This is a genomic window from Gordonia sp. CPCC 206044, from assembly GCF_048537895.1.
Lineage (GTDB): Bacteria > Actinomycetota > Actinomycetes > Mycobacteriales > Mycobacteriaceae > Gordonia.
Genome location: NZ_JBCLVL010000005.1, coordinates 247,032 through 268,898, shown reverse-complemented (window position 1 = coordinate 268,898; position 21,867 = coordinate 247,032). Strand labels below are relative to the sequence as shown.

Annotated in this window: 22 protein-coding genes; 11 read left to right on the top strand and 11 right to left on the bottom strand. The window is 68.0% G+C overall.

Going from position 1 to position 21,867, the window contains the following annotated elements; genetic code table 11:
* The first annotated feature begins 28 nt into the window (after nt 1-28).
* Together AAFP35_RS09930 and AAFP35_RS09925 are read left to right on the top strand one after the other, a co-directional pair.
* Nucleotides 29-649 (top strand): DUF3000 domain-containing protein, encoded by a 621-nt coding sequence (locus tag AAFP35_RS09930; RefSeq protein ID WP_419221401.1) that lies wholly within the window; start codon nt 29-31, stop codon nt 647-649.
* 17 nt (nt 650-666) lie between these two features.
* Nucleotides 667-1,902, top strand: coding sequence for an HRDC domain-containing protein (locus AAFP35_RS09925; RefSeq protein WP_419221400.1), 1,236 nt, complete (start codon nt 667-669; stop codon nt 1,900-1,902).
* A gap of 7 nt (nt 1,903-1,909) precedes the next feature.
* Here the strand turns inward: AAFP35_RS09925 and dxs are convergent, their stop codons facing one another.
* From dxs to AAFP35_RS09910, 3 genes are all read right to left on the bottom strand, one after another.
* A complete protein-coding gene (gene dxs / locus AAFP35_RS09920; protein ID WP_419221566.1) occupies nt 1,910-3,847 on the bottom strand; it encodes a 1-deoxy-D-xylulose-5-phosphate synthase in 1,938 nt (645 codons plus the stop codon).
* Nucleotides 3,848-3,988: 141 nt separating this feature from the next.
* Nucleotides 3,989-5,314, bottom strand: coding sequence for a class I SAM-dependent RNA methyltransferase (locus AAFP35_RS09915; protein WP_419221399.1), 1,326 nt, complete (start codon nt 5,312-5,314; stop codon nt 3,989-3,991).
* Complete coding sequence (locus AAFP35_RS09910) at nt 5,311-7,323, bottom strand: APC family permease (RefSeq protein ID WP_419221398.1); 2,013 nt, start codon at nt 7,321-7,323, stop codon at nt 5,311-5,313. Before AAFP35_RS09910 ends, AAFP35_RS09915 begins: the two co-directional genes overlap by 4 nt.
* 106 nt (nt 7,324-7,429) lie before the next feature.
* Here AAFP35_RS09910 and AAFP35_RS09905 point away from each other — a divergent pair, with 106 nt between their 5' ends.
* Nucleotides 7,430-8,095, top strand: a complete 666-nt coding sequence (locus AAFP35_RS09905) for a potassium channel family protein (RefSeq protein ID WP_419221397.1) — start codon at nt 7,430-7,432, stop codon at nt 8,093-8,095.
* Between the two features lie 17 nt (nt 8,096-8,112).
* Nucleotides 8,113-8,772: a potassium channel family protein gene (locus AAFP35_RS09900; protein WP_419221396.1), complete on the top strand. Its 660-nt coding sequence runs from the start codon at nt 8,113-8,115 to the stop codon at nt 8,770-8,772.
* Here AAFP35_RS09900 and AAFP35_RS09895 read toward each other — a convergent pair.
* Complete coding sequence (locus AAFP35_RS09895) at nt 8,758-9,450, bottom strand: DUF3159 domain-containing protein (protein WP_419221395.1); 693 nt, start codon at nt 9,448-9,450, stop codon at nt 8,758-8,760. The two genes, AAFP35_RS09900 and AAFP35_RS09895, sit on opposite strands and share 15 nt — an antisense overlap.
* Nucleotides 9,447-9,824, bottom strand: coding sequence for an OB-fold nucleic acid binding domain-containing protein (locus AAFP35_RS09890; RefSeq protein ID WP_419221394.1), 378 nt, complete (start codon nt 9,822-9,824; stop codon nt 9,447-9,449). The genes AAFP35_RS09895 and AAFP35_RS09890 overlap by 4 nt, the downstream gene beginning before the upstream one ends.
* A 115-nt stretch (nt 9,825-9,939) precedes the next feature.
* Between AAFP35_RS09890 and AAFP35_RS09885 the strand changes: the two genes are divergently transcribed.
* Entirely contained in the window at nt 9,940-10,650 is a 711-nt protein-coding gene (locus tag AAFP35_RS09885; protein ID WP_419221393.1) for an alpha/beta hydrolase, read from the top strand.
* Between the two features lie 9 nt (nt 10,651-10,659).
* Here the strand turns inward: AAFP35_RS09885 and AAFP35_RS09880 are convergent, their stop codons facing one another.
* Both AAFP35_RS09880 and dut read right to left on the bottom strand, forming a co-directional pair.
* On the bottom strand, nt 10,660-11,460 hold the full coding sequence (locus tag AAFP35_RS09880) for a DUF3710 domain-containing protein (protein ID WP_419221392.1): 801 nt from the start codon (nt 11,458-11,460) through the stop codon (nt 10,660-10,662).
* A gap of 10 nt (nt 11,461-11,470) precedes the next feature.
* The gene (gene dut / locus AAFP35_RS09875) at nt 11,471-11,956 is read right to left on the bottom strand and encodes a dUTP diphosphatase (protein WP_419221391.1); all 486 of its coding nucleotides are present in this window, start codon (nt 11,954-11,956) and stop codon (nt 11,471-11,473) included.
* Nucleotides 11,957-11,978: 22 nt separating this feature from the next.
* Here dut and AAFP35_RS09870 point away from each other — a divergent pair, with 22 nt between their 5' ends.
* Entirely contained in the window at nt 11,979-12,518 is a 540-nt protein-coding gene (locus AAFP35_RS09870; protein ID WP_419221390.1) for a DUF3093 domain-containing protein, read from the top strand.
* A 62-nt stretch (nt 12,519-12,580) separates the two neighbouring features.
* Here the strand turns inward: AAFP35_RS09870 and AAFP35_RS09865 are convergent, their stop codons facing one another.
* The gene (locus AAFP35_RS09865; protein ID WP_419221389.1) at nt 12,581-12,880 is read right to left on the bottom strand and encodes a DUF4193 domain-containing protein; all 300 of its coding nucleotides are present in this window, start codon (nt 12,878-12,880) and stop codon (nt 12,581-12,583) included.
* Nucleotides 12,881-13,261: 381 nt separating this feature from the next.
* On the opposite strand from AAFP35_RS09865, the gene cei reads away from it, so the two are divergent.
* Nucleotides 13,262-13,981, top strand: coding sequence for an envelope integrity protein Cei (gene cei, locus AAFP35_RS09860; RefSeq protein ID WP_419221388.1), 720 nt, complete (start codon nt 13,262-13,264; stop codon nt 13,979-13,981).
* Between the two features lie 244 nt (nt 13,982-14,225).
* Here cei and AAFP35_RS09855 read toward each other — a convergent pair whose 3' ends face one another.
* Nucleotides 14,226-15,116, bottom strand: coding sequence for an inositol monophosphatase family protein (locus tag AAFP35_RS09855; RefSeq protein WP_419221387.1), 891 nt, complete (start codon nt 15,114-15,116; stop codon nt 14,226-14,228).
* Between the two features lie 173 nt (nt 15,117-15,289).
* Between AAFP35_RS09855 and ppgK the strand changes: the two genes are divergently transcribed.
* A complete protein-coding gene (gene ppgK, locus AAFP35_RS09850) occupies nt 15,290-16,084 on the top strand; it encodes a polyphosphate--glucose phosphotransferase (RefSeq protein ID WP_419221386.1) in 795 nt (264 codons plus the stop codon).
* 183 nt (nt 16,085-16,267) lie between these two features.
* The gene (locus AAFP35_RS09845; protein ID WP_419221385.1) at nt 16,268-17,698 is read left to right on the top strand and encodes an RNA polymerase sigma factor; all 1,431 of its coding nucleotides are present in this window, start codon (nt 16,268-16,270) and stop codon (nt 17,696-17,698) included.
* Between the two features lie 111 nt (nt 17,699-17,809).
* On the opposite strand, the gene AAFP35_RS09840 is transcribed toward AAFP35_RS09845, so the two are convergent.
* On the bottom strand, nt 17,810-18,235 hold the full coding sequence (locus AAFP35_RS09840; protein ID WP_419221384.1) for a DUF952 domain-containing protein: 426 nt from the start codon (nt 18,233-18,235) through the stop codon (nt 17,810-17,812).
* 218 nt (nt 18,236-18,453) lie between these two features.
* Between AAFP35_RS09840 and AAFP35_RS09835 the strand changes: the two genes are divergently transcribed.
* Nucleotides 18,454-18,660, top strand: a complete 207-nt coding sequence (locus AAFP35_RS09835) for a DUF7455 domain-containing protein (RefSeq protein ID WP_419221383.1) — start codon at nt 18,454-18,456, stop codon at nt 18,658-18,660.
* 90 nt (nt 18,661-18,750) lie between these two features.
* On the opposite strand, the gene AAFP35_RS09830 is transcribed toward AAFP35_RS09835, so the two are convergent.
* Nucleotides 18,751-20,475 carry a DEAD/DEAH box helicase gene (locus AAFP35_RS09830; protein WP_419221382.1) on the bottom strand — a complete coding sequence of 575 codons (1,725 nt, stop codon included), beginning with the start codon at nt 20,473-20,475 and terminating at the stop codon, nt 18,751-18,753.
* A 164-nt stretch (nt 20,476-20,639) separates the two neighbouring features.
* On the opposite strand from AAFP35_RS09830, the gene AAFP35_RS09825 reads away from it, so the two are divergent.
* Nucleotides 20,640-21,857 (top strand): YihY/virulence factor BrkB family protein, encoded by a 1,218-nt coding sequence (locus AAFP35_RS09825; RefSeq protein ID WP_419221565.1) that lies wholly within the window; start codon nt 20,640-20,642, stop codon nt 21,855-21,857.
* The last annotated feature ends 10 nt before the right edge of the window (nt 21,858-21,867 follow it).

The following is a 21,867-nucleotide window of genomic DNA, read 5'->3' as shown; positions in this document are numbered from 1 at the left end:
GTGGGGTGGCCAGACCTACCGTCGAGGCGTGACCTCTTCTGGAGCTCCGACGGAGCCTGCTGACTTCCGCGCCGCGGTCGCGTCCCTGCACGCCGCGCGGATCCGGCCGGAGATCGAGGTCGGTCCGATCCGTCCACCACAGCGGCTCGCGCCGTACAGCTACGCGGTCGGGGCCGAGGTCCGGGCCGGCGGCGACGATCCCGATGAGATCCCGGTGGACTCGACCGGCAGTTCCTTCGGCCGACTGATCGTGCTCTACGACCCTGCCGGGCAGGAGGCCTGGAACGGCACCATGCGGATGGTCGCCTTCATCCAGGCCGAGGTGGAAGCGGCGCTCGCCATGGATCCGCTGCTGCCCGAGGTCGCCTGGAGTTGGCTGTCGGACGCCCTGGGGGTGCCGGCGGGTGAGACCGCGGCCGGCCCTTCCGGACCGATCAGCGTCACCGCCCTGGGCGGCACCGTGACATCCACGACATCGGTTCGCTACGGCGACATCGCCGGTCCCCCACGCGCCCACCAGCTGGAACTGCGCGCCTCCTGGACCGCCGGTGGCACCGAGCTCGGCGGACATCTCGAAGCCTTCTGCGATGTGTTGTCGTCGGCGTCCGGGCTGCCGCCGGTCGGCGTCACCGAGCTCGGTCCGGCCTGAGTCGAGCGCCGACCACCATGACCGACGCCCCCGAGGATCGGCCCGAACCCACCACCACACCGCTGCTGCACCCGGCCGGTGGCGTGCCGCCGGTGTTGAGCACCGCCCGCGAGTTCGCCGAGGCGGCCGAACAACTCGCGGCCGGTGACGGACCGATCGCGGTCGACACCGAACGCGCCTCGGGGTACCGCTACTCGCAACGCGCCTATCTGATCCAGCTCCGTCGGGCCGGCGCGGGCACATTCCTGCTCGACCCGATCCCCGAACCGCAGGCGCTCGCCCCCGTCGTGGAGGCGCTCGACGGCCCCTCCTGGGTGTTGCACGCCGCAGATCAGGATCTGCCGTGCCTGGTCGAGCTGGGCTTCGTGGTGCGCGAGCTCTACGACACCGAGTTGGCCGGGCGGCTGTTGGGATGCCACAAGGTCAATCTGGCCGCCATGGTGGCCGAGTTCCTGGGCCTCGGTCTGGTCAAGGGGCACGGCGCCGCGGACTGGTCTCGTCGACCACTGCCCGACGAGTGGCTCAACTATGCGGCCCTCGACGTCGAGGTGCTCGTCGAACTGCGTGACGCGATGGACGCGGCACTGGTCGAGTCCGGCAAGGCCGAATGGGCTCGGGAGGAGTTCCGCAACATCCTGACGCGGCCCACGCCGGCGCCGCGTCCCGACCGCTGGCGCAAGACGTCCAACATCCACACCGTCAAGGATGTCCGCACCCTGGCCGCGATCCGCGAATTGTGGACGGCGCGTGAGGACCTCGCTCGCCGACGCGATGTCGCGCCGGGCCGGGTCCTCCCCGATTCGGCGATCGTCACCGCGGCGACGGCCAATCCGACGACCCAGGACGAACTCACCCGGCTGCCGGTGTTCGGCGGTCCCCGACAACGCCGTCAGGCTCGTCTCTGGCTCGCGGCACTCGATCGTGCCCGCGAGCTGCCCGACGATCAGCTACCGGCCCGCAAGGCACCGACGGTGGGCCTGCCACCGATCAACCGATGGGATCAACGCAATCCCGAGGCCGCCGCGCGGGCGGCCGCGGTGCGACCGGTGATCCGCGAGATCGCCGAGGCCAACGAGCTCCCCGTGGAGAACCTGCTCGCACCGGATCTGGTCCGTCAGTTGTGCTGGGACGGCATCGATCCTCCCGTCACCGCGGAAGCCGTCGATCGCCGGTTGATCGCCGACGGGGCCCGCCCGTGGCAACGCGCCCTGGTGGCCGCGCCGATCGCGACGGCACTCGACGCGCTCGGCTGATCTCCGATCAGGTGTCCGACGACAGGTCCGAGGTGTCGTCGATGCCCGGCGCCGATTCCATCCCGGCGACCGTCGCGGTGATGCTCCGCGCGAGATCCTGTGCGGTCAGACCGAATTCGGCGAGGATCTCCCCCCTCGACGCGTGCTCGACGAACTGCTGCGGGATTCCTCGGTGCTGCACCGGGACCATCACCTCTGCCTCGGAGAGCGCGTCACCGACCGCCGAACCGACACCGCCGCGCACCCCGCTGTCCTCCAGGGTCACGACCAGACGATGCCGAGCGGCCAACCCGGCCACCGATGCCGGTACCGGCAGCACCCAGCGCGGGTCGACGACGGTCGTCTCGATGCCCTGCTGCTCGAGCCGCCCGGCGGTGTCCACGGCGAGCCCACAGAAGGCGCCGACCGCGACGATCAGCACGTCACCGGCCGCCTCACCGATACCGGGTTTCGCCCGGGCCAGCACGTCCACGCCGTCGTCGAGACGTTCGATCGCCCGGATGTCCTCGGGTACGGCACCTTTCGAGAAGCGCAGGGCCGTCGGCCCGTCGTCGACGGCGAGCGCTTCGTCGAACTCCTCCCGCAAACGCACCGCATCGCGCGGTGCAGCGACCCGCAGACCGGGCACCAGCGCCATCAGCGACAGATCCCACATGCCGTGATGGCTCGGGCCGTCGGGGCCGGTGATACCCGAACGGTCCAGGACCAGGGTGACCGGCAGGCGCAGCAGTGCGACGTCCATCAGGAGTTGGTCGAAGGCACGGTTGAGGAACGTCGAGTAGATGGCCACCACCGGGTGCATGCCGCCCAACGCCAGACCGGCCGCCGAGGTCATCGCGTGCTGTTCGGCGATCCCGACGTCGAACATGCGCTCCGGGAAGTGGTCTGCGAAGGCCGACAGACCGGTCGGGCCGGGCATCGCGGCCGTGATCGCGACGACGTCGTTGCGCCGACCACCCGCCTCCACCAGTGCCGCGGAGAACACCGACGTCCAGTCCTGCGGGGAGACGCTGGTGGCCCGACCGGTGCGCGGGTCGATGACCCCCGTCGAGTGCATCTGGTCGGCCTCGTGGTTTTCGGCAGGCGCGTAGCCCATACCCTTGCGGGTCACGGTGTGCACGATGACCGGGCCGCCGTACGTGCGGGCATGGCTCAACGCCGACTCCAGTGCGCCGATGTCGTGTCCGTCCACCGGGCCGACGTACTTCAGACCGAGATCGGTGAACATCGCCTGCGGTGCGAGCAGATCCTTCAGCCCGCTCTTCATACCGTGCAGCACCGCGTAGGTCGGCGGGCCGACGACGGGAACCTGCTTGACCACTCGGCGGCTCTCGTCGAGGAAACGCTCGTAGCCGGGCTGCAGACGCAATCCGGACAGGTGGCTGGCGACACCGCCGATCGTCGGCGCGTACGACCGCCCGTTGTCGTTGACGACGATGACCACCGGCCGCTCACCCACCGCGATGTTGTTGAGTGCCTCCCAACACATGCCGCCGGTCAAGGCGCCGTCTCCCACCACGGCGACCACGGTCCGATCCTCACGTCCGGCGAGCTCGAACGCCTTGGACAGTCCGTCGGCGTAGGAGAGGGCCGCGGATGCGTGCGAGGACTCCACCCAGTCGTGCTCGCTCTCGGCGCGCTCCTGATAGCCGGTGAGTCCGTCCTTCTGCCGAAGGCGGTCGAAGCCGTCGCGGCGACCGGTGACGATCTTGTGCACGTAACTCTGGTGGCCGGTGTCGAAGATGATCGGATCGGTCGGCGAGTCGAACACCCGATGCAGCGCCAGCGTCAGCTCCACCACGCCCAGGTTCGGACCGAGGTGTCCTCCGGTCGCCGCGACCTTCTCGATGAGGAACTCGCGGATCTCGCCGGCCAACGCGACCATCTCGGTCGCCGACAACGTCCGCAGATCAGCCGGTGAACCGATCGTGTCGAGCAGCCCCATCGAATCCTCCATCACGTCCGAGGTCCGGCTCACGTTGCACGCCGGGCTGTCGGCGGACGGAGCGACGGGCCCGAAAATACTGACCGCATGTCTGTGCCGAACAGTCTACGGACCGCGTCGGCGTGCCTGTGCCCGGCGCGGTCACCGGCCCTGTGGTGGAGCCTGTCGATTCACCGGGACGAGGCAGGCGATCGCCTCCACATGGTGGGTCGCCGGGAAGGCGTCGAACGCGCGGATCTCGCGCACCTGGTATCCGTGCTCGGTGAACAATGCCAGATCCCGCGCGAACCGACCGACGTCACATCCGACGTGCACGATCACCGCCGGATCCGCGTCCGCGATCGCACCGACCACACTCGCGCCCGCACCTGTGCGCGGCGGATCGAGGATCACCACGTCCGGGGTGGGGAGATCGGCGACGGCGGCACTCACCTCGGCGCGATGGGTGTGCACCCGATCGTCGTCGCCGAGGGTCTGCTCGGCGGCCGCCACCGCGCCCGCATCGGATTCGACGACGTGCACCGAACGCACCGACCCGCCCGTTCGGTGGTCGAGCACCCCGGCGGCGAACACCCCGGCGCCGCCGTAGAGGTCCCACGCCACCAGGCCTCGGTCTGCGCCAGGCGGATCCGCACGCGTCAGCAGATCGACAACGGTGTTCGCGTAGACCTCCGGCGCCGCGCGATGGGCCTGCCAGAATCCCGTCACCGGGATGTCCCATACCCGCTCACCGACCCGGTGCGCGGCGGTTTCCCCGCCCTCGACGACACGTTCGGGGCGCGGGGCGTCGCGATGGCGACGGGCCGACTGTGCCCGTCCCCGCCGGTCACGCCCGTGCCGGGGCCGCGAGACCGCGGGTGGCGCGAGCTCGGTGATGTGCCGGTGGCCGTCCATGTCGGCGACCACCGCGAGGTCGGCACCGGGCGTGAATGATCCCGCGTCGAGACCGTCGAGCATCCCGGGCACCGGTGCAGCGCATTCGTGACCGACCACGATCCGCGCGTCGTGGAACGCGCGCATCCCGGCACGCCCGTGCGCGTCGACGCCCAGCCGCGTACGGACCCGCCATCCGGTCGCCTCGCCGCCGAGCGGGTCGACCACCGTGTCCGCGTCCACACCGGCGGCGGTGATGTCGTCGGCGCTGAACCGCCCGATCCGACTCAACGCGTCGACGACGATGCGGCCCTTGAGTTCTCGTGCGTATGCCGGCTCGATGAAAGCAAGATCACAGCACCCGGCACCGTGCCCGGCCGCGTCACAGATCGACTCGACTCGGTGCGGTGAGGGTTCCAGGATCTCCACGACGTCGGCCCGCAAGAACCCCGAGTGGCGATCGCCGGTGACACGGACACGGACCAGTTCGCCCGGGATCGCACCGCGCACGAAGACGACGCGCCCGTCCACACGTCCCACCGCCTCGCCCCCGTTGGCGGGACGCTCGGGCCGGACCACCAGCACATCGGTCACCGCTGCTCGGGCTCCCCGCCGAGGGCCCGTCGGGTATCGCCGGGTGCCGCGTACATCAGGTCTCGGTTCTTGAGGCGATCCGACGAGGTCAGCTGCCACGGCACCGACGTCACCATGACTCCCGGCTCGAACAGCAGACGGGTCTTGAGCCGCAGCGCGGACTGGTTGTGCAGGATCTGTTCCCACCAGTGCCCGACCACGTACTCGGGGATGAACACGGTGATCACGTCGCGCGGCGATTCGCGCCGCACTCGCCGCACGTAGTCGATGACCGGCCGGGTGATCTCGCGGTACGGAGACGCGATCACCTTGAGCGGCACAGTGATGTCGGAATCCTCCCACTGGGAGACGAGTTTGCGGGTGTCGCGGTCGTCGACGTTGACGGTGATCGCCTCGAGGACGTCCGGGCGTGTCGCGCGGGCGTACTGCAACGCGCGCTTGGTCGCCAGGTGCAACGTCGACACCAGCACGACCGAATGGGTGCGGCTGGGCAGCACGAGGTCGACGTCTTCACGTTCGAGTTCACGCTGCACCGTCGCGTAGTGGTGGTGGATCGCTTTCATCAACACGAAGATGGCGACCATGGCCAGGATCGCGATCCACGCGCCTGCACTGAATTTCGTGATCAACACCACGACGAGCACGGTGGCGGTCATCACCAGGCCGATCGAATTGATCACCCGCGACTGCATCATGCGGCGCCGCGCGCGCGGGTCGGTCTCGGTACGCAGATGGCGCGTCCAATGTCGGACCATCCCGGTCTGACTGAGGGTGAACGACACGAACACGCCGACGATGTAGAGCTGGATCAGTTTGGTCACCTGCGCGTCGAAGGCGACCACGAAGATGATCGCCGCCAGCGCCAGGAACAGGATGCCGTTGCTGAACGCCAACCGGTCACCGCGCGTGTGCAGCTGCCGCGGCAGGTAGCGATCTTGCGCCAGAACAGATCCGAGGACCGGGAAACCGTTGAACGCGGTGTTGGCCGCCAACATCAGGATCAGCGCGGTGGCCACGGCGACGAAGTAGAAGCCGATCGGGAACGAATCGAAGACCGCGTGCGCGAGCTGGGCGATCATCGCCTTCTGTTGGTAGCCATCGGGCGCGCCGATGAGATCGGCGGCCGGATCCACCACGTACTTGGCACCGATCTTCTCGGCGAGCAACACGATCCCCAGCAGCAGCACGATCGAGAAGGTGCCGAGCATCAGCAGCGTGGTCGCGGCGTTCCGCGACTTGGGTTTGCGGAAGGCGGGCACACCGTTGCTGATCGCCTCGACACCGGTCAGCGCCGCACACCCCGACGAGAAGGCGCGCGCGATCAGGAACACGAATGCGATACCGACCAGGTGGTCGTTCTCCGCGCGGATGTCGAAGTCGGCGGTCTCGGCACGCACGTCGTCACCCAACACGAAGATCTCCACGAATCCCCAGGCCAACATGGCGATCACACCGATGATGAACGCATAGGTCGGGATCGCCAGGACCGCGCCGGATTCCTTGATCCCGCGCAGGTTCACCGCCGCCAACAGCAGGATCGCGGCGACGCAGAACAACACCTTGTGGTGTTCGACGAACGGGATCGCCGATCCGATGTTCTCCGCTGCCGACGAGATCGACACCGCGACGGTCAGGATGTAGTCGACGAGCAGCGCACTGCCCACCGTCAGACCGGCATTCGGTCCCAGGTTGACCGTCGCGACCTCGTAGTCGCCGCCGCCGGAGGGATAGGCGTGCACGTTCTGGCGATAGCTGGCGACCACCACGATCATGACGACCGCGACCGCCACCGCGACCCACGGCGCCATGGTCATGGCCGACAGTCCGGCCACCGACAACACGAGGAAGATCTCCTGTGGCGCATAGGCCACCGAGGACATCGCGTCGGATGCGAAGACGGGTAGGGCTATGCGTTTGGGCAGGAGGGTGTGACCCAGCCTGTCACTGCGAAAGGGACGCCCGAGCAGCAACCGTTTTGTTGCGACGGACACCTTGGACACGGTGGACACCACGCAACACTAAAGCGTGTAGTAGACAAAGGCCATCACAGGGCGGGTACGTTCGATGCGATCGATCGGACCCGATACGGTTTCGCAAGTCAGCGGAAGGGCGAACGTGCAGGTAGTCATCATGGGATGCGGTCGCGTGGGATCGTCGTTGGCGATGGCGATGCGCAAGCGCGGTCATGACGTCGCCGTCATCGACCGCGATCGCAACGCATTCACCCGGCTCGGACCTGATTTCGACGGCACCACGGTCGTCGGTGTCGGCTTCGATCGGGACGTGCTCGTGCGCGCCGGGGTCGAACGCGCCGACGCGTTCGCCGCCGTCTCCTCCGGGGACAACTCGAACATCATCTCTGCCCGCGTCGCACGGGAGACCTTCGGAGTGGAGCGCGTCGTGGCGCGCATCTACGACGCGAAACGCGCCGAGGTCTACGAACGTCTGGGCATCCCGACCGTGGCCACCGTGCCGTGGACCACCGAACGTTTCGTCTCCGCGTTGGGTGAGACGTCGACCACCACCGAATGGCGAGATCCGTCGGGTTCGCTCGCGATCGCCCAACTCGAGGTCGACGAGTCCTGGATCGGCATCACTGTCGGCAAGTTCCAGGAACACACCGGTGCCCGGATCGCCTTCCTCAACCGGCTGGGCCGCCCGATCCTGCCCGAGGTGAAAACCGTTATCCAGCAAGACGACATCGTCTTCGCGGCCGTGCTGACCGACAATCTGGCGCAGGCACGCAGCACCGCCCGTAGCGCATACACGACGTCCGACTGACACCGGAGAGGACACACATGAAGGTCGCCATTGCCGGCGCCGGCGCGGTCGGACGTTCGATCGCGCGTGAACTGTTGGCGAACGCACACGAGGTGACGCTCTTCGAGCGCAACAGCGGCCACATCGATCCCGACGCGGTCCCGCAGGCGAGCTGGGTGCTCGCCGATGCCTGCGAACTGAGCAACCTCGAGCAGGCCGCCCTGCAGACCTACGACGTCATGGTCGCGGCCACCGGCGACGACAAGGCCAATCTGGTGGTGAGCCTGCTCGCCAAGACCGAGTTCGCCGTCAACCGCGTCGTCGCGCGGGTCAACGACCCCCGCAACGAATGGCTCTTCGGCGAGGACTGGGGTGTCGACGTGGCGGTGTCCACACCGCGCATCCTGGCCTCGCTCGTCGAGGAGGCGGTGTCGGTGGGTGATCTGGTGCGTCTCATGACGTTCCGTCAGGGGCAGGCGAACCTCGTGGAACTGACGCTGCCGGCGAACACACCGTTCGCGGGCAAACCGGTCCGCAAGCTGGCGCTACCCCGTGACGCGGCACTGGTGACCATCCTGCGCGGCGGCCGGGTGATCGTGCCGCAGAGTGACGATCCGCTCGAGGGCGGCGACGAGTTGATCTTCATCGCCCCCGCCGAAGCCGAAGCGGCGCTACACGACGCCCTACAGCTGAGCTGAGGGCTCGTCGTCGGTCTGGGCTCGCGCCTCGAGCTCGTCCTCGCTGCGCCCGGCGCGACGCACGAGATACACGGTGGCCAGGACGGCCACCGCGGTGAGCGGCCAGCCCATACCGATACGCGCGACGGCAAGCCAGCCGGTGTGCCCGTCGTCATACAGTTCGGACTGGGTCAGATAGCGCGCGAAGAACACCAACGCCCAGAACGCAGTGGCGATGTCGTACGCGTAGAGCGTGCGACGGTGCTTGCGCCAGGCCATCCCGTCGCCGCTGATGAGATTCCAGGCGACGCCGATCAACGGCCAGCGGACCACGATCGAGACGACGAACACGATCGCGTACGCCAGCGTGGTCCAGATGCCGAACAGGAAGTAGCCCTTGGCATCACCCACGCGGTGTGCGATGAACACACAGATCGCGACCCCGATCAGACCGGAGATGGCCGGATTCAGCGGTTCCCGGCGGATGAGCCGGACACAGAAGATGGCCACGGCCACCGCCAACGCCGCGATGATCGCGGCCCGCAGCCCCCAGATCGCGTTGACGGGCACGAAGGCCACGATCGGGACCGTCGAATAGATCAGGCCCGAGACGCCACCCATCTGTTCGAGGATCGACGGCGCACCCGCGTCGTCGTCGGCGTCCCCGTCGGCCCGATCACTCGTGGACGGTTCGATCATTCGTCGTCGTCGCCATAGAGCTCATACGACGGGTTGTAGATCACCTTGAGACCGTCGTGCTCGGCGAGCCTGCCGCGCACGGTCAGTTTGCGCCCCGGCTCGATGCCGGGGATGCGATTGCGGCCGAGCCACTTGAGCAGGACGGTGTCGGAACCGTCGAAGAACTCGGCTTTGACCCCGACCTTGGCGGCACGCGAACACGTCTCCACGGCCCGCAGCTCTCCGTGCATGTTGACCTCGTCGCCACGGCAACATTCCGCGGCCCGCTGGGCGCCCGTCGCACGGGATTGTTCGGCGATCTGCTCGGCGTCGACATCGCCGAGATCCTCGGTCAACTTGCGGGTCAACCGTTTGAGATAACCGGTGGTAGGCATCACACCCTCCCTGGGTGACTCATCTCTAAGTCGGGCGGGGTCGGTCGGCCCTGCGTACAGACGCCAGCGTAGTCCCGATCCCGTCAGCTGTTCAAACGTCGGGCATGATCATTACATGCCCGAGATCCGAAGGCACGACCCGAGGGTCCCGACGACACTGGTGGCCATTCCCGGCACCGGTTCGGACGCGGATTATGTGCGGCGGGCCTTCGGTCCGGCGGCACGTGAGATGGGCCTGACACTGGTCGCCATCGAGCCGACGACAGACCTGGTCGAGGGCCATCGACGGCAGCTCGACGCGCTGGCGGAGACCGCCGGACCGCTTATCGTCGGGGGTGTATCGATCGGGGCTGCGATCGCACTCGAGTGGGCTCTGCACAATCCGTGCGCGGGCGTCTGGGCGGCGCTGCCCGCGTGGTCGGGAGACCCGGCACACGCGCCGGCGGCGTGGAGTGCGTCGGCGACCGCAAGGGCACTGACGACCGACGGTCTGGACGCGACGATCGCGACCATGGCGGCGAGCAGCCCGCGCTGGCTCGCCGCCGAACTGGACCGGTCATGGCGTGCGCTACACCCGGGACTGGTCGATCAGCTCGACCGCGCGGCGGCCTTCCACTCTCCCACCGTCGACGAGATCGCAACGCTACGTGCGCCGTTGGCGGTGACGGCAGCGATCGATGATCCGGTCCATCCGCACGAGGTCGGCATGGAGTGGGCACGGGTGGCCCCGCGCTCCGCGTTGACCGAGGTCACCCTCGACGAATGGGGTACCGACCCGTCGACACTCGGATTCGGTTGTGCCCGAGGCTGGTCGGGACTTGGCTGACCGGCCTCGTCACCGCTGCCGGTTACGTCGGAATCGCTGCATCGCCGAACCCGATGAGCGTGGCAACGGCTCCTCACCAGCGTCCTCCACATCGACACCTTCACCGATCCCGTTGTCGGACAAGGGCTGTTGCGGGAAACCAGCGCTGCCAGCCGCGTTGTCGGGGTCCGGCGCCTCGCCCTGTTCGGCGGGACCGGCCTGCTCGCCGTCCTGCTCGGCGGCCATCTGCTCCTGCGCTGCGGCCACCTGTTCGGCCAGCACCGGCGGCAAGACGATGGGCAACGCGTCACGCGGGGGCATCGGATCATCGCCGCGCCGCACCACCGATTCGGCGAGCACGGCGCGCGCGAGACGACCGAGTTCGACAGCCGATTCCTCGGGTCCGCTGGCGATGCACCGGACCATCCATCGGGGGCCGTCGACACCGATGAACCGATGGGTCGCGCCCGGTACCGTCGCGACGATCTCCCGACCCCAGTGTTCGTCCTCGATGGAGACCTTGGCGCCCTCGTCGCGCAACGACGCGGACAACTCGGTGACCACCTCGCGCCACAGCCCGGGCGACTTCGGAGCGGCGAAGGCGCTGACGCCGATACGGCCGTGCGGTGTGACCAGATAGACAGCCTCGGGCTGGTGATCGGGCGTCATCTCGACGGTGACCTGCCCACCCTCGACGACCGGTACGAGCACCGAGCCCAGGTCGAGATGGGAGTTCCCCAGATCGTCCACCGAGGTGTCGAGGGCTTCGATGTCGTAGGGGCCCTGCGCGGAACCAATTTGCAGTCCGCCGCCCTGTTCCTCACGTGCCATGTCCGTACTCCTAGTCGATCTCGGCGTGGCCGAGGATGGCGTGCCCACCGCTGGAGCCGTATCCGCCGGCCCCGCGACTGGTGTCGTCGAGCTCGTCGACCTCCACGAACTCGGGCAGCTCGACCCGTTGCACCACGAGCTGTGCGATCCGGTCACCGCGCGCGATCGTGATCGGCTCGTCGGGGTCCAGGTTGATCAGGCAGACCTTGATCTCGCCGCGATAGCCGGCGTCGATGGTGCCCGGCGTGTTCACGATGGACAGCCCCGCACGCGCGGCCAGCCCCGAGCGCGGATGGATCAATCCCACGGTGCCGATCGGCAGCGCCACAGCGATTCCGGTGCCGACGAGTTGGCGGCGGCCGGGCGGCAGTTCGAGATCGATCGTCGAGCACAGGTCCACCCCGGCATCACCGGGATGCGCACGCCGGGGCAGGTCGATCCCCGGATCGAGTCGGCGGACCGCGACGGATCCCACGGCGGCAGAGTTCGGCGTCACGAGGGCAGACTACGCTGGTTTCGTGACTCCCCAAGCATCACCCGACAATCCGGCCGGTCCCCCGACGCGAGAACACGACTCGGGTGCCGACCGCTATCACGAGCGGCTGTATGTGCCGTGGTGGTGGTGGCTGGCGGCCGCAGTCGTGACCGGCGTCATGGGATACGAAATCCAGCTCTCCGCGCACGGCGCGGTGTGGAGCGTCGTCGGCTATGTGGTGATCGGCCTGCTGTGCGCGTGGTTGCTGTGGTCGCTGGGTCGAGTGACCGTCCGGGTCACTGCCGACGGTGAGCTCCACGCGGGCCGAGCACGGTTGCCGCGGTCGGTGATCGCCCGGGGCGCGACGGTTCCGGCGACGGCGAAGAGCGCCGCACTGGGCAGGCAGCTCGATCCGGCCGCGTTCATGTCGCATCGGGCGTGGGTGAAGACGATGGTGCTGCTGGTGCTCGACGATCCGGATGATCCGACGCCGTATTGGCTGGTGTCCACCAGGAATCCGGCGGCGGTGCTCGCCGCGCTCGATCTGCCGGATGCGGCAGCGCAGGCGGGCGTCGCCGAGTAAGTAGCGCAACGGCGGGTCCGGAAGCGACGGACCCGCCGTGATGTCGTGCGGACGGCCTGGATTCAGGCGCAGTCCACGCAGATCATCGAATTGCCGTTCTCGCGGGCGAGTCGACTGCGGTGGTAGACGAGAAAGCAGCTGGTGCAGGTGAACTCGTCCGCCTGCTTGGGAATGACCCGCACCGACAGCTCCTCGCCGGAGAGGTCGGCTCCCGGGAGTTCGAACGATTCTGCGGTGTCGGTTTCGTCGACGTCGACCGCCGAGGACTGAGCTTCGCTGCGGCGTGCTTTCAACTCCTCGAGGGAGTCCTCGTTCATGTCCTCGGTCTCGGTGCGTCGCGGCGCGTCGTAATCAGTAGCCATTGTGTGCCTTACCTAGTGGAGAGTGTGAGGGGCGCTCTCGCGGTACCGGCTTGTGGCCGGACCGACGTAGGGTGCGCGGGACCCCGCCGGGATTGTCTTGCCGGTGGCGTCACTACAACGTCGTGACCGGTGCAATTCGTTGCCCAGAACCCCGACGATTGGTGTGATCTTCACCACATCCTCTCGACAAACCCTGCACAGTCTGTGAGGGCGGGGCGTCCGCAGCCTAGTCCACGGACTTGCCGCGGTCAACGACCTACTCACGCCGATCATTCCCGGGCGTGTCGAAGCCCACCCGACCGGGCCTGCCTGCGCGTGGTGAGAGCGGCCACCCTCTACAGTGGGCGGCAGTCCGAGCGTCGGAGAAGGAGCCAGTTCACGGTGGTGTCGCAGATAACAGCGGGTTCGCCGGTCGACTCGAAAGGGCGTCCGTTCCGTCGTCGCCGGCAGCGACCCGCGGTCATCGCGGTGGTGGTCTTGTTCCTGCTCGCACTGATCACGTGGGCGGTCGCCCTGGTCGACGGGGGCTCGGACCCCGTTCCCACCGCCTGCAACCAGCCGAGTCCCCCATCGGCCTCCCCGACCGCGGCCGAGGCCGCCGGTCCCGGCCCCACGACCGCGACCGGGACCGGGACACCGAAACTCACCGTGGCCGACACCGACGAGATGCGCGACGTGACCCCGGCCGCCCTGTCGACGTTCCAGGTCCGCGTACTCAACGCGTCATCCGAGCGCGGTGCCGCCCAGTCGGTGTCCGACGATCTGGCCTCGCAGGGCTTCAACCCGGTCCCCGACACCCCGTTCGCCGACGACACCGTGTACGCCAACCACGACCTCGCGTGTGTGGCCCAGATCCGGTTCGGCCCGGCGGGCAAGGCCGGGGCCGCCGCGCTGTGGCTGGCGATCCCGTGCGCCGAACTCGTCGACGACGGTCGACAGGGCACCGCGGTGGACGTCGCCCTCGGTGAGTACTACGAGGGCCGTGAACAAACACAGGACCAGCAGGCCGCTCTCGGCGCGTTGCGCTCGGCCGACCCGAAGAATCCGCAGACCGGAGCCGACCCCTCTCTGGTGAACGCGATCCACTCCGCGTCCTGCTGACGGCTTCTGCCGGTCGGCGTCATTCGGTCGCCTTCGGTCAGGCGGCCTGACTCGGTCAACTGCGGTACGTCGGCCTGATGTCGATCAGCCGCAGTGGATCGACATCAGGCACTCGGCATCAGTCGGTCGGCCGCATCCGGTCAACATGAGTCAGTGCGCACAACTCGCACGGCATCGCTCGATCAGCGTCACCCGGTCATCTGCAGTACGTCGGCGTCATTCGGTCGCCTTCAGTCAGGCGACCTCAGTCGGTCGGCATCGCTGCGCGGGCGCCGAGTTCGTCGAGCAGGGCCACGAACTCATCGGCGATCCGCGGCGCGATGGCCACCGTCACGTGCCCGTCGTCCGACCGTGACTCCGGCGGCGGTGTGAACACCGCCGCGCCGGCCTCGGCCGCGATCAGTGCGCCGGCAGCCCAGTCCCACGGGCTGAGCCCGTGTTCGAAATGCGCGTCGACCGCACCGCTGGCCACCATGCACAGATCGAGCGCCGCCGCACCCACCCGGCGGATGTCTCGGACCCGTGGCAGCATCTGCGCGATGATCTCGCCCTGCACAGCGCGACGACGGGCATCGTAGGAGAACCCGGTGGCCACCAGTGCCAGATCGACACGACCGATCGGATTGGCCGACAACGGCGTTCGTCCGCTGCCGCTGTCGATGTGTGCACCATGGCCGAGCGCCGCCGAGTAGGTGACCGCCCGCGCCACGTCGACCACCGCACCGGCCACCGACCGGCCGTCCACCTGGGCGGCCACCGACACCGCATAGGCAGGAATGCCGTACATGAAGTTGACCGTGCCGTCGATCGGGTCGACAACCCAGCGGACACCGGACGGCACGGTGACCGATCCACCCGCCTCTTCGCCGAGGACCTCGTCGTCGGGTCGGCGTTGCCTCAACGCCGAGCGGATGAGTTGCTCGGTCTCGGTGTCGGCGAGCGTCACCGGGTCCGTCGGCGTCGATTTCACGCTCACCGCCGCCAGTCCGTCGTCGCCGCTGCCGACCGCGTGCGGGTCGTGGCCGGGCCGGACCCCGAACAGTTCGGGCCGTCGGCGGCGGACATGGTCGGCGGCGAGTTCGGCGACGTCGATGGCGACGCGCTCGAGGTCGGTGGGGACGGCAGGTTTCGTCACGCCCCCATGTCAGCACACCCGAGGCTCTCCCACCCAGCCAGGACCGTCGCACCGCTGCACACGGCACGACTTTGCATCGACCTCGCGCAGACCGCGGCGCGCCTGGATAGCCTTAGACGACACCAGTTCTGCGATCACCCACACACAAGCGTGCTCGATCAGGAAGGACCGACATGACCGACGCGGAGGGCACGAGCACCGCACGCCCATCAGCCCCGACCAACCTCGCCTTCGGCGTCGATGTGGGCGGCTCCGGCATCAAAGGTGGCGTCGTCGACCTCGACACCGGCGAACTCGTCGGCGAACGGTTCAAGGTGCTGACCCCGCAGCCGTCGACACCCGACGCCGTCGCGGGCGGTGTCGTCGAGGTCGTGGAGCATTTCGATTGGACAGGCCCGGTGGGTCTCACGCTGCCCGGCGTCATCACCGACGCCACCATGCGCACCGCCGCCAACATCGACAAGGGCTGGATCGGCACCGACGTCTACGAGCTGTTCGGCAAGGCGCTCGGCGGGCGGCAGGTCTCGGTGCTCAACGACGCGGATGCCGCGGGTATGGCCGAGGATCGGTTCGGTGCGGGCGCGGATGTCGACGGGGTCGTCATGCTGCTCACCCTCGGCACCGGGATCGGTTCGGCGATCCTGATCAACGGCACCCTGGTGCCCAACACCGAACTGGGCCACATGGTCATCGACGGCAAAGAGGCCGAACACATGGCGTCGTCGAAGGTCAAGGAGGACAAGGACTGGTCGTACCACAAGTGGGCCGGCAAGTTGTCCACCGTTCTCGAGACCTACGAGGCACTGTTCTGGCCGAAGTTGTTCATCGTCGGCGGCGGCATCAGCCGCAAGGCCGACAAATGGGTGCCTATGCTCTCCAACTCGACCCCCGTCGTCGCGGCCACATTGCGCAACACGGCCGGGATCGTCGGAGCCGCGATGGCAGTCGACGCGGGACTGCGGACATGACCGGTCATCGCACCGACGACACCCGTCCGCCACCCGGCTGACCTGGCCATTGACACATCCGGCGACGCGATGTCGTTACAATGGTGCTCACCGGTCGTCACAGGCCGAGAAAACCAAGCCCTGAACCGCGTCGGCGCATGCCGCCGTGAGTGATTCACGAGAGTCAGTTCCGAAAGGTTGTACGTGGCAGCCACCCAGACCCACCAGGCCGACGTCGACGATACGACAGACGCGACGACGACCGCCACGGAGAACGCACCGGCCCGCAAGGCCCCCGCGAAGAAGGCCGCCAAGAAGGCGACCGCGCGCAAGGCCCCTGCGAAGAAGGCCGCCAAGAAGGCCGCGCCGAAGAAAGCCGGAAAGAAGGCTGCGGCGAAGAAGGCCGGTGCCTCCGCAGACGCCGATGGCGTCGAGGACCTCGACGACGCCGGTTCGATCGACGACATCGAAGCTCCGGACGGCGAGCTCGATGACGACGTGGAGATCGACGACGATCTCGACGTCGACGACGACGAATCCGACGACGAGTCCGATGGCGACGAGCAGGACGCGAAGACCACTGCGGCGAAGCCCGCAACCGCGAAGGCCAATGCGGCCGCGGCCGCCGAGAAGGAGAAAACCGCCGGCGACTTCGTCTGGGACGAGGACGAGTCCGAGGCACTCCGTCAGGCCCGTAAGGACGCCGAGCTCACCGCGTCTGCGGACTCGGTGCGTGCGTATCTGAAGCAGATCGGCAAGGTCGCCCTGCTGAATGCCGAGGAGGAGGTCGAACTCGCCAAGCGCATCGAGGCCGGCCTGTTCGCCACCGAGCGGTTGCGACGCATCGTCGATTCCGGCGAGAAGCTCAGCACCGCGGGCAAGCGCGATCTGAACTGGATCTCGCGAGACGGCAACCGCGCGAAGAACCATCTACTCGAGGCCAACCTGCGTCTGGTCGTCTCCCTGGCCAAGCGCTACACCGGCCGCGGTATGGCGTTCCTCGACCTCATCCAGGAGGGCAACCTCGGGCTGATCCGCGCGGTCGAGAAGTTCGACTACACCAAGGGCTACAAGTTCTCCACGTACGCCACCTGGTGGATCCGTCAGGCGATCACCCGCGCGATGGCCGACCAGGCCCGCACCATCCGCATCCCGGTGCACATGGTGGAGGTCATCAACAAGCTCGGTCGCATCCAGCGCGAACTGCTCCAGGACCTCGGCCGCGAGCCGACGCCCGAGGAGCTCGCCAAGGAGATGGACATCACGCCGGAGAAGGTGCTGGAAATCCAGCAGTACGCGCGTGAGCCGATCTCGCTGGACCAGACGATCGGCGACGAGGGCGACAGCCAGCTCGGCGACTTCATCGAGGATTCCGAGGCGGTCGTCGCAGTCGACGCGGTCAGCTTCACCCTGCTCCAGGATCAGTTGCAGTCTGTGCTCGAGACGCTCTCCGAGCGCGAGGCAGGCGTCGTGCGCCTGCGCTTCGGGCTCACCGACGGTCAGCCGCGCACCCTCGACGAGATCGGCCAGGTCTACGGCGTCACCCGTGAGCGCATCCGTCAGATCGAGTCCAAGACGATGTCGAAGCTGCGGCATCCGAGCCGGTCGCAGGTACTGCGCGACTACCTCGACTAGAAGTCGACGGCCCTCCGTGGGGCGGTGCCGGCACGGTCGTCGTCGGCTGTGCGGACCGGCTATGGGTTCTCCGTCAGCCGCTCTTCAGCGGCTGATCAACGTGCCTGGACATCAGGCCTGGTCGAGCACGGGCGGCATGAACGAACCGTCGGCGCCGGGCCGGTAGGGCCGCACGTCGGTGACCGCCGCCAGCGGTAACGGCGCATACAGGTGCGGGAAGCGCATGGAGTCCGGATCGCCGGGAACGCCTGGCTCCCAACGGATCTCGTCGGGCAGGCGATCCTGGTCGAGCACGAGCAGCACCACATCGTCACGTCCGGCGAACAGCCGGTTGGCGGGTAGGTGTACCTGCTCGGGCGTCGACAGATGCACGAAACCCACCTCTGCCAGAGACGCAGGGGCGAGCGATGCAGGCGCCGGAGAGCCGGCGGCGACAGCCCCAGGAGTCGGCGACCCGCGTCCGTCACCGTCCGGCCGCCGGACGGCGGCCCACTCGGCCTCGGTACACATGTGCAGCAGCGTCCGCCGAATCGTCATCCTCTCACCAACACCGACGGGGCCGGTGTTGTCAACTGAGGCCCATGCGCCATCGTCGTGTTACGGGTGAGTGACGACACACCCGGGCGACCCCCCGGAACAATACGAACGCCCCGAACGTCTGAAAGAGTGAGGGCGACGCATCAGACCGATGTGTCGGCTCACGAAGGGAACGGCGACCGATCTCGCAGCGGTCGTCGAACCGGGACGGAGGAACCATGTCAGAGACCGCAACCACGCCCCCGATCTCCATGCCGCTCACCGCCGCCGACCGCTGTGACCGCTGCGGTGCGGCCGCCAAGGTACGGGCAGTGCTGCCCGCCGGTGGAGAACTTCTCTTCTGCCGCCATCACTTCAACGAGCACGAGGCGAAGCTCGTCGAGCTCTCCGCCACGGTCGAGGAGTCAGCGGGCGAACTGGTGTGAACCGACGACCTGTGAATCGACCCGGCCGGATAATCCGGCCGGGTCGATTTCTATCGGTGACGATGTGCGGCGTGCGGAGTCCGTGACGGCTCAGCGCCACTCACGCAGCGCGGCGATCCGCTCGCGGAGTTGATCCGCGCTCGCCATGGCGGTCGGCGGGCCACCGAGCCGACTACGCAGTTCGCTGTGCACGACTCCGTGCGGCTTGCCGGTGCGGTGATGGTGCATGGCGACGAGTGTGTTGAGTTCCTTACGCAAGGCGTGCAGGTTCTCCCCCGCCGGGCGCGGTGCGGCGGCAGGCGCAGCCTGCCCTGCGACCGCCGCGGCCGACCGTTCGGTCACCTGCTCGGATTGCCGTTTGCGCAGCAGTTCACGCACCTGGTCGGCGTCGAGCAGGCCCGGCAACCCGAGATAGTCGGATTCCTCGTCGCTGCCGGCGAACGTCGCGGTGCCGAATGACGCACCGTCGAAGATGACCTGGTCGAGTTCGGCGTCGGCGTGCAGCGACTGGAACGCCTTCTCCTCTTCCCCGGGCTCGTCCTTCTGTTTGTTCGCGTCGATGAGCAACGCGTCGTCGAGACCGTCGCTCTCGCGATGCGGTTTGCCGAGGACGTGGTCGCGCTCGGCCTCCATCTCGCTGGCCAGGTTCAGCAACACCGGCACCGACGGGAGGAACACGCTGGCCGTCTCTCCCGGACGCCTCGACCGCACGAAACGTCCGATGGCCTGTGCGAAGAACAACGGGGTCGATGCGCTGGTGGCGTACACACCGACGGCCAGGCGGGGGACGTCGACGCCCTCGGACACCATCCGCACCGCGACCATCCACTCGTCGTCGGACGCGGAGAACTCGGCAATGCGCGACGACGACTTGGGATCGTCGGAGAGCACCAGCGTGACCTTCTTGCCGCTGATCGCCGTCAGCAACTCCGCGTAGTCGCGAGCGGTCGTCTGATCGGTCGCGATGACCAGGCCGCCTGCGTCGGGCACACCCGAGGCCCGAAGCTGTCGCAGCCGGGTGTGCGCGGCCTCCAGCACACTCGGAATCCAGTCGCCGTGCGGATCCAGCGCCGTCCGCCACGCACGGGCCGTGTGCTCGGCCGAGAGCGGCTCACCGAGCCGTGCGGTGAACTCCTCCCCCGCGCTCGTACGCCAACTGGCCTGTCCGCTGTAGGCGAGAAAGACGACGGGCCGCACGACGCCGTCGGCCAGCGCATCCGCGTAGCCGTACGTGTGGTCGGCCTTGGATCGCAGCACGCCGCCCGCTTCCTGTTCGTAGGTCACGAACGGGATGGGCGAATCGTCGGATCGGAACGGGGTACCGGTCAGGGCGAGACGTCGGGTCGCATCGGAGAACGCCTCGCGGATCGCCTCACCCCACGACTTGGCGTCACCGCCGTGATGGATCTCGTCGAGCACGACCAGCGTCCGGTGGTTCTCGGTGCGCACGCGATGTCGCGTCGGGTGGGCGGCCACCTGGGCGTAGGTGAGCACCACACCGTGATAATCCGAGCTGGTCTGTCCGGTCGAGTTGCTGAACCGTGAGTCCAGCATGATCCCCACCCGGGCTGCCGCCTCGGCCCACTGGTGCTTGAGGTGTTCGGTCGGCGCGACGATGGTGATCTGGTCGACGGTCCGGTCGTCGAGAAGCTCACGGGCGATCCGCAGACCGAAGGTCGTCTTGCCCGCGCCCGGCGTCGCCACCGCGAGGAAGTCGACCGGCCGACGCGTCAGGTACTTCGTCAGGGCGCGCCGCTGCCATGCACGCAGCGAAGGCCCGGCCGGAATGGCAACCTCATCGGCTGCTGAAGTCACTACGCACTGCTCCTGACATGGCTTTCGGGGGCATGAATCGTCCCCTCGTACACGTGGTTCCGGGGACCCGAGACATGCTACCGGTGGCCGCCGACGACCTCTCGTCCGACGCGCTGACGTGGACCGGTCGCCCCATTCCACAGACGATCAGGGATGCTAGAGCCATCGCACGTCGTAACCGCAACCCAGTACCGATACCCGAGGACACCGAGTCGTCGGAGGTTGCGCAGTACCCGCGAGGCGTTCGGGAACCGGTCCGCAACGATCCCCGCCACGACGATCCCCGCCGCGACGATCCGGGTCATGACGATCCCGAGGACGACATCCCGACCGAGCCGGGACCACCGGTACTCCCCAACATCCACCGCCTGGTCTGGCGCACCATCAAGAAGTCGTGGGACGACGGCATCGTCGGCTGGGCCGCCCAGGCGGCCTTCTGGCAGGCGCTGTCGCTGCCACCGCTGGTCCTCGGTCTGCTCGGCAGTGTCGGCTACATCGCCGGGTGGTTCGGACCGGACACCGTGGAGGTCATCCACGGACGGATCATCTCGTTCGCCGACCGCACCTTCTCGGAGAACGTCGTCAGCGACATCATCGCGCCGACCGTGGACAACGTGCTCGGCCGCGGACGCGTCGGCGTCGTGTCGGTCGCCTTCGTCATCTCGCTGTGGGCGGGATCGTCGGCGGTCTCGTGTTTCGTCGCATCCATCGTGCGCGCCCATGACCAGCATCAGGTGCGAAACCCCGTGTGGCAGAGGTTCTTCGCCCTGTTCCTCTACATCGGCTTCCTGGTCGTGTCGGTGTTCTTGCTGCCGTTGGTGGCGCTCGGCCCCAATTACCTGCACGAGATCGTCCCGGAGTCGTGGGATCCGCTGATCACCAATCTGATCGACTACGGCTACTTCCCGTTTGTCGCGGCGTTGCTGCTCATCGTGCTCACCACGCTCTATCACCTGGCGCTGCCCAATCCCCTGCCCTGGCATCGGCTCGTGGGTGGGGCGATCGTCGCCGGGATCTTCTTCTGGGTGGCCAGCTACATCCTGCGCATCTACCTGACCGCCCTGGCCCGGGCCGGCTACACCTACGGTGCGTTGGCCACACCGATCGCGTTCCTGCTGTTCACGTTCTTCCTCGGATTCGCGATCGTCGTCGGCGCCGAGTTCAATGCCGCGATGCAATCGATGTGGCCGGCGAAACCCTCGACCTCGACGCAGGTCCGCGACTGGGTGAACTCGCAGACCTCCGATATCACCGGTCAGCTGAAGACGCTGCCCGACCGGCTCGCGTCCGGCCCGATCCGACGGTCCAAGACCGACACGACACCGTCGCGGCCGCCGACGAATCGTCGGCGGCCGGCCCGTCCCCCCGGTCCGCCGGGCTGAGGCGGGCGAA

Excerpts from the sequence above, each read along its gene's own strand:
- AAFP35_RS09925 (WP_419221400.1), top strand. The coding sequence starts at position 667 with ATGACCGACGCCCCCGAGGATCGGCCCGAACCCACCACCACACCGCTG.
- dxs (WP_419221566.1), bottom strand. The coding sequence starts at position 3,847 with ATGGGGCTGCTCGACACGATCGGTTCACCGGCTGATCTGCGGACGTTG.
- AAFP35_RS09900 (WP_419221396.1), top strand. The coding sequence starts at position 8,113 with ATGAAGGTCGCCATTGCCGGCGCCGGCGCGGTCGGACGTTCGATCGCG.
- AAFP35_RS09895 (WP_419221395.1), bottom strand. The coding sequence starts at position 9,450 with ATGATCGAACCGTCCACGAGTGATCGGGCCGACGGGGACGCCGACGAC.
- AAFP35_RS09890 (WP_419221394.1), bottom strand. The coding sequence starts at position 9,824 with ATGCCTACCACCGGTTATCTCAAACGGTTGACCCGCAAGTTGACCGAG.
- AAFP35_RS09885 (WP_419221393.1), top strand. The coding sequence starts at position 9,940 with ATGCCCGAGATCCGAAGGCACGACCCGAGGGTCCCGACGACACTGGTG.
- AAFP35_RS09880 (WP_419221392.1), bottom strand. The coding sequence starts at position 11,460 with ATGGCACGTGAGGAACAGGGCGGCGGACTGCAAATTGGTTCCGCGCAG.
- AAFP35_RS09865 (WP_419221389.1), bottom strand. The coding sequence starts at position 12,880 with ATGGCTACTGATTACGACGCGCCGCGACGCACCGAGACCGAGGACATG.
- ppgK (WP_419221386.1), top strand. The coding sequence starts at position 15,290 with ATGACCGACGCGGAGGGCACGAGCACCGCACGCCCATCAGCCCCGACC.
- AAFP35_RS09840 (WP_419221384.1), bottom strand. The coding sequence starts at position 18,235 with ATGACGATTCGGCGGACGCTGCTGCACATGTGTACCGAGGCCGAGTGG.
- AAFP35_RS09835 (WP_419221383.1), top strand. The coding sequence starts at position 18,454 with ATGTCAGAGACCGCAACCACGCCCCCGATCTCCATGCCGCTCACCGCC.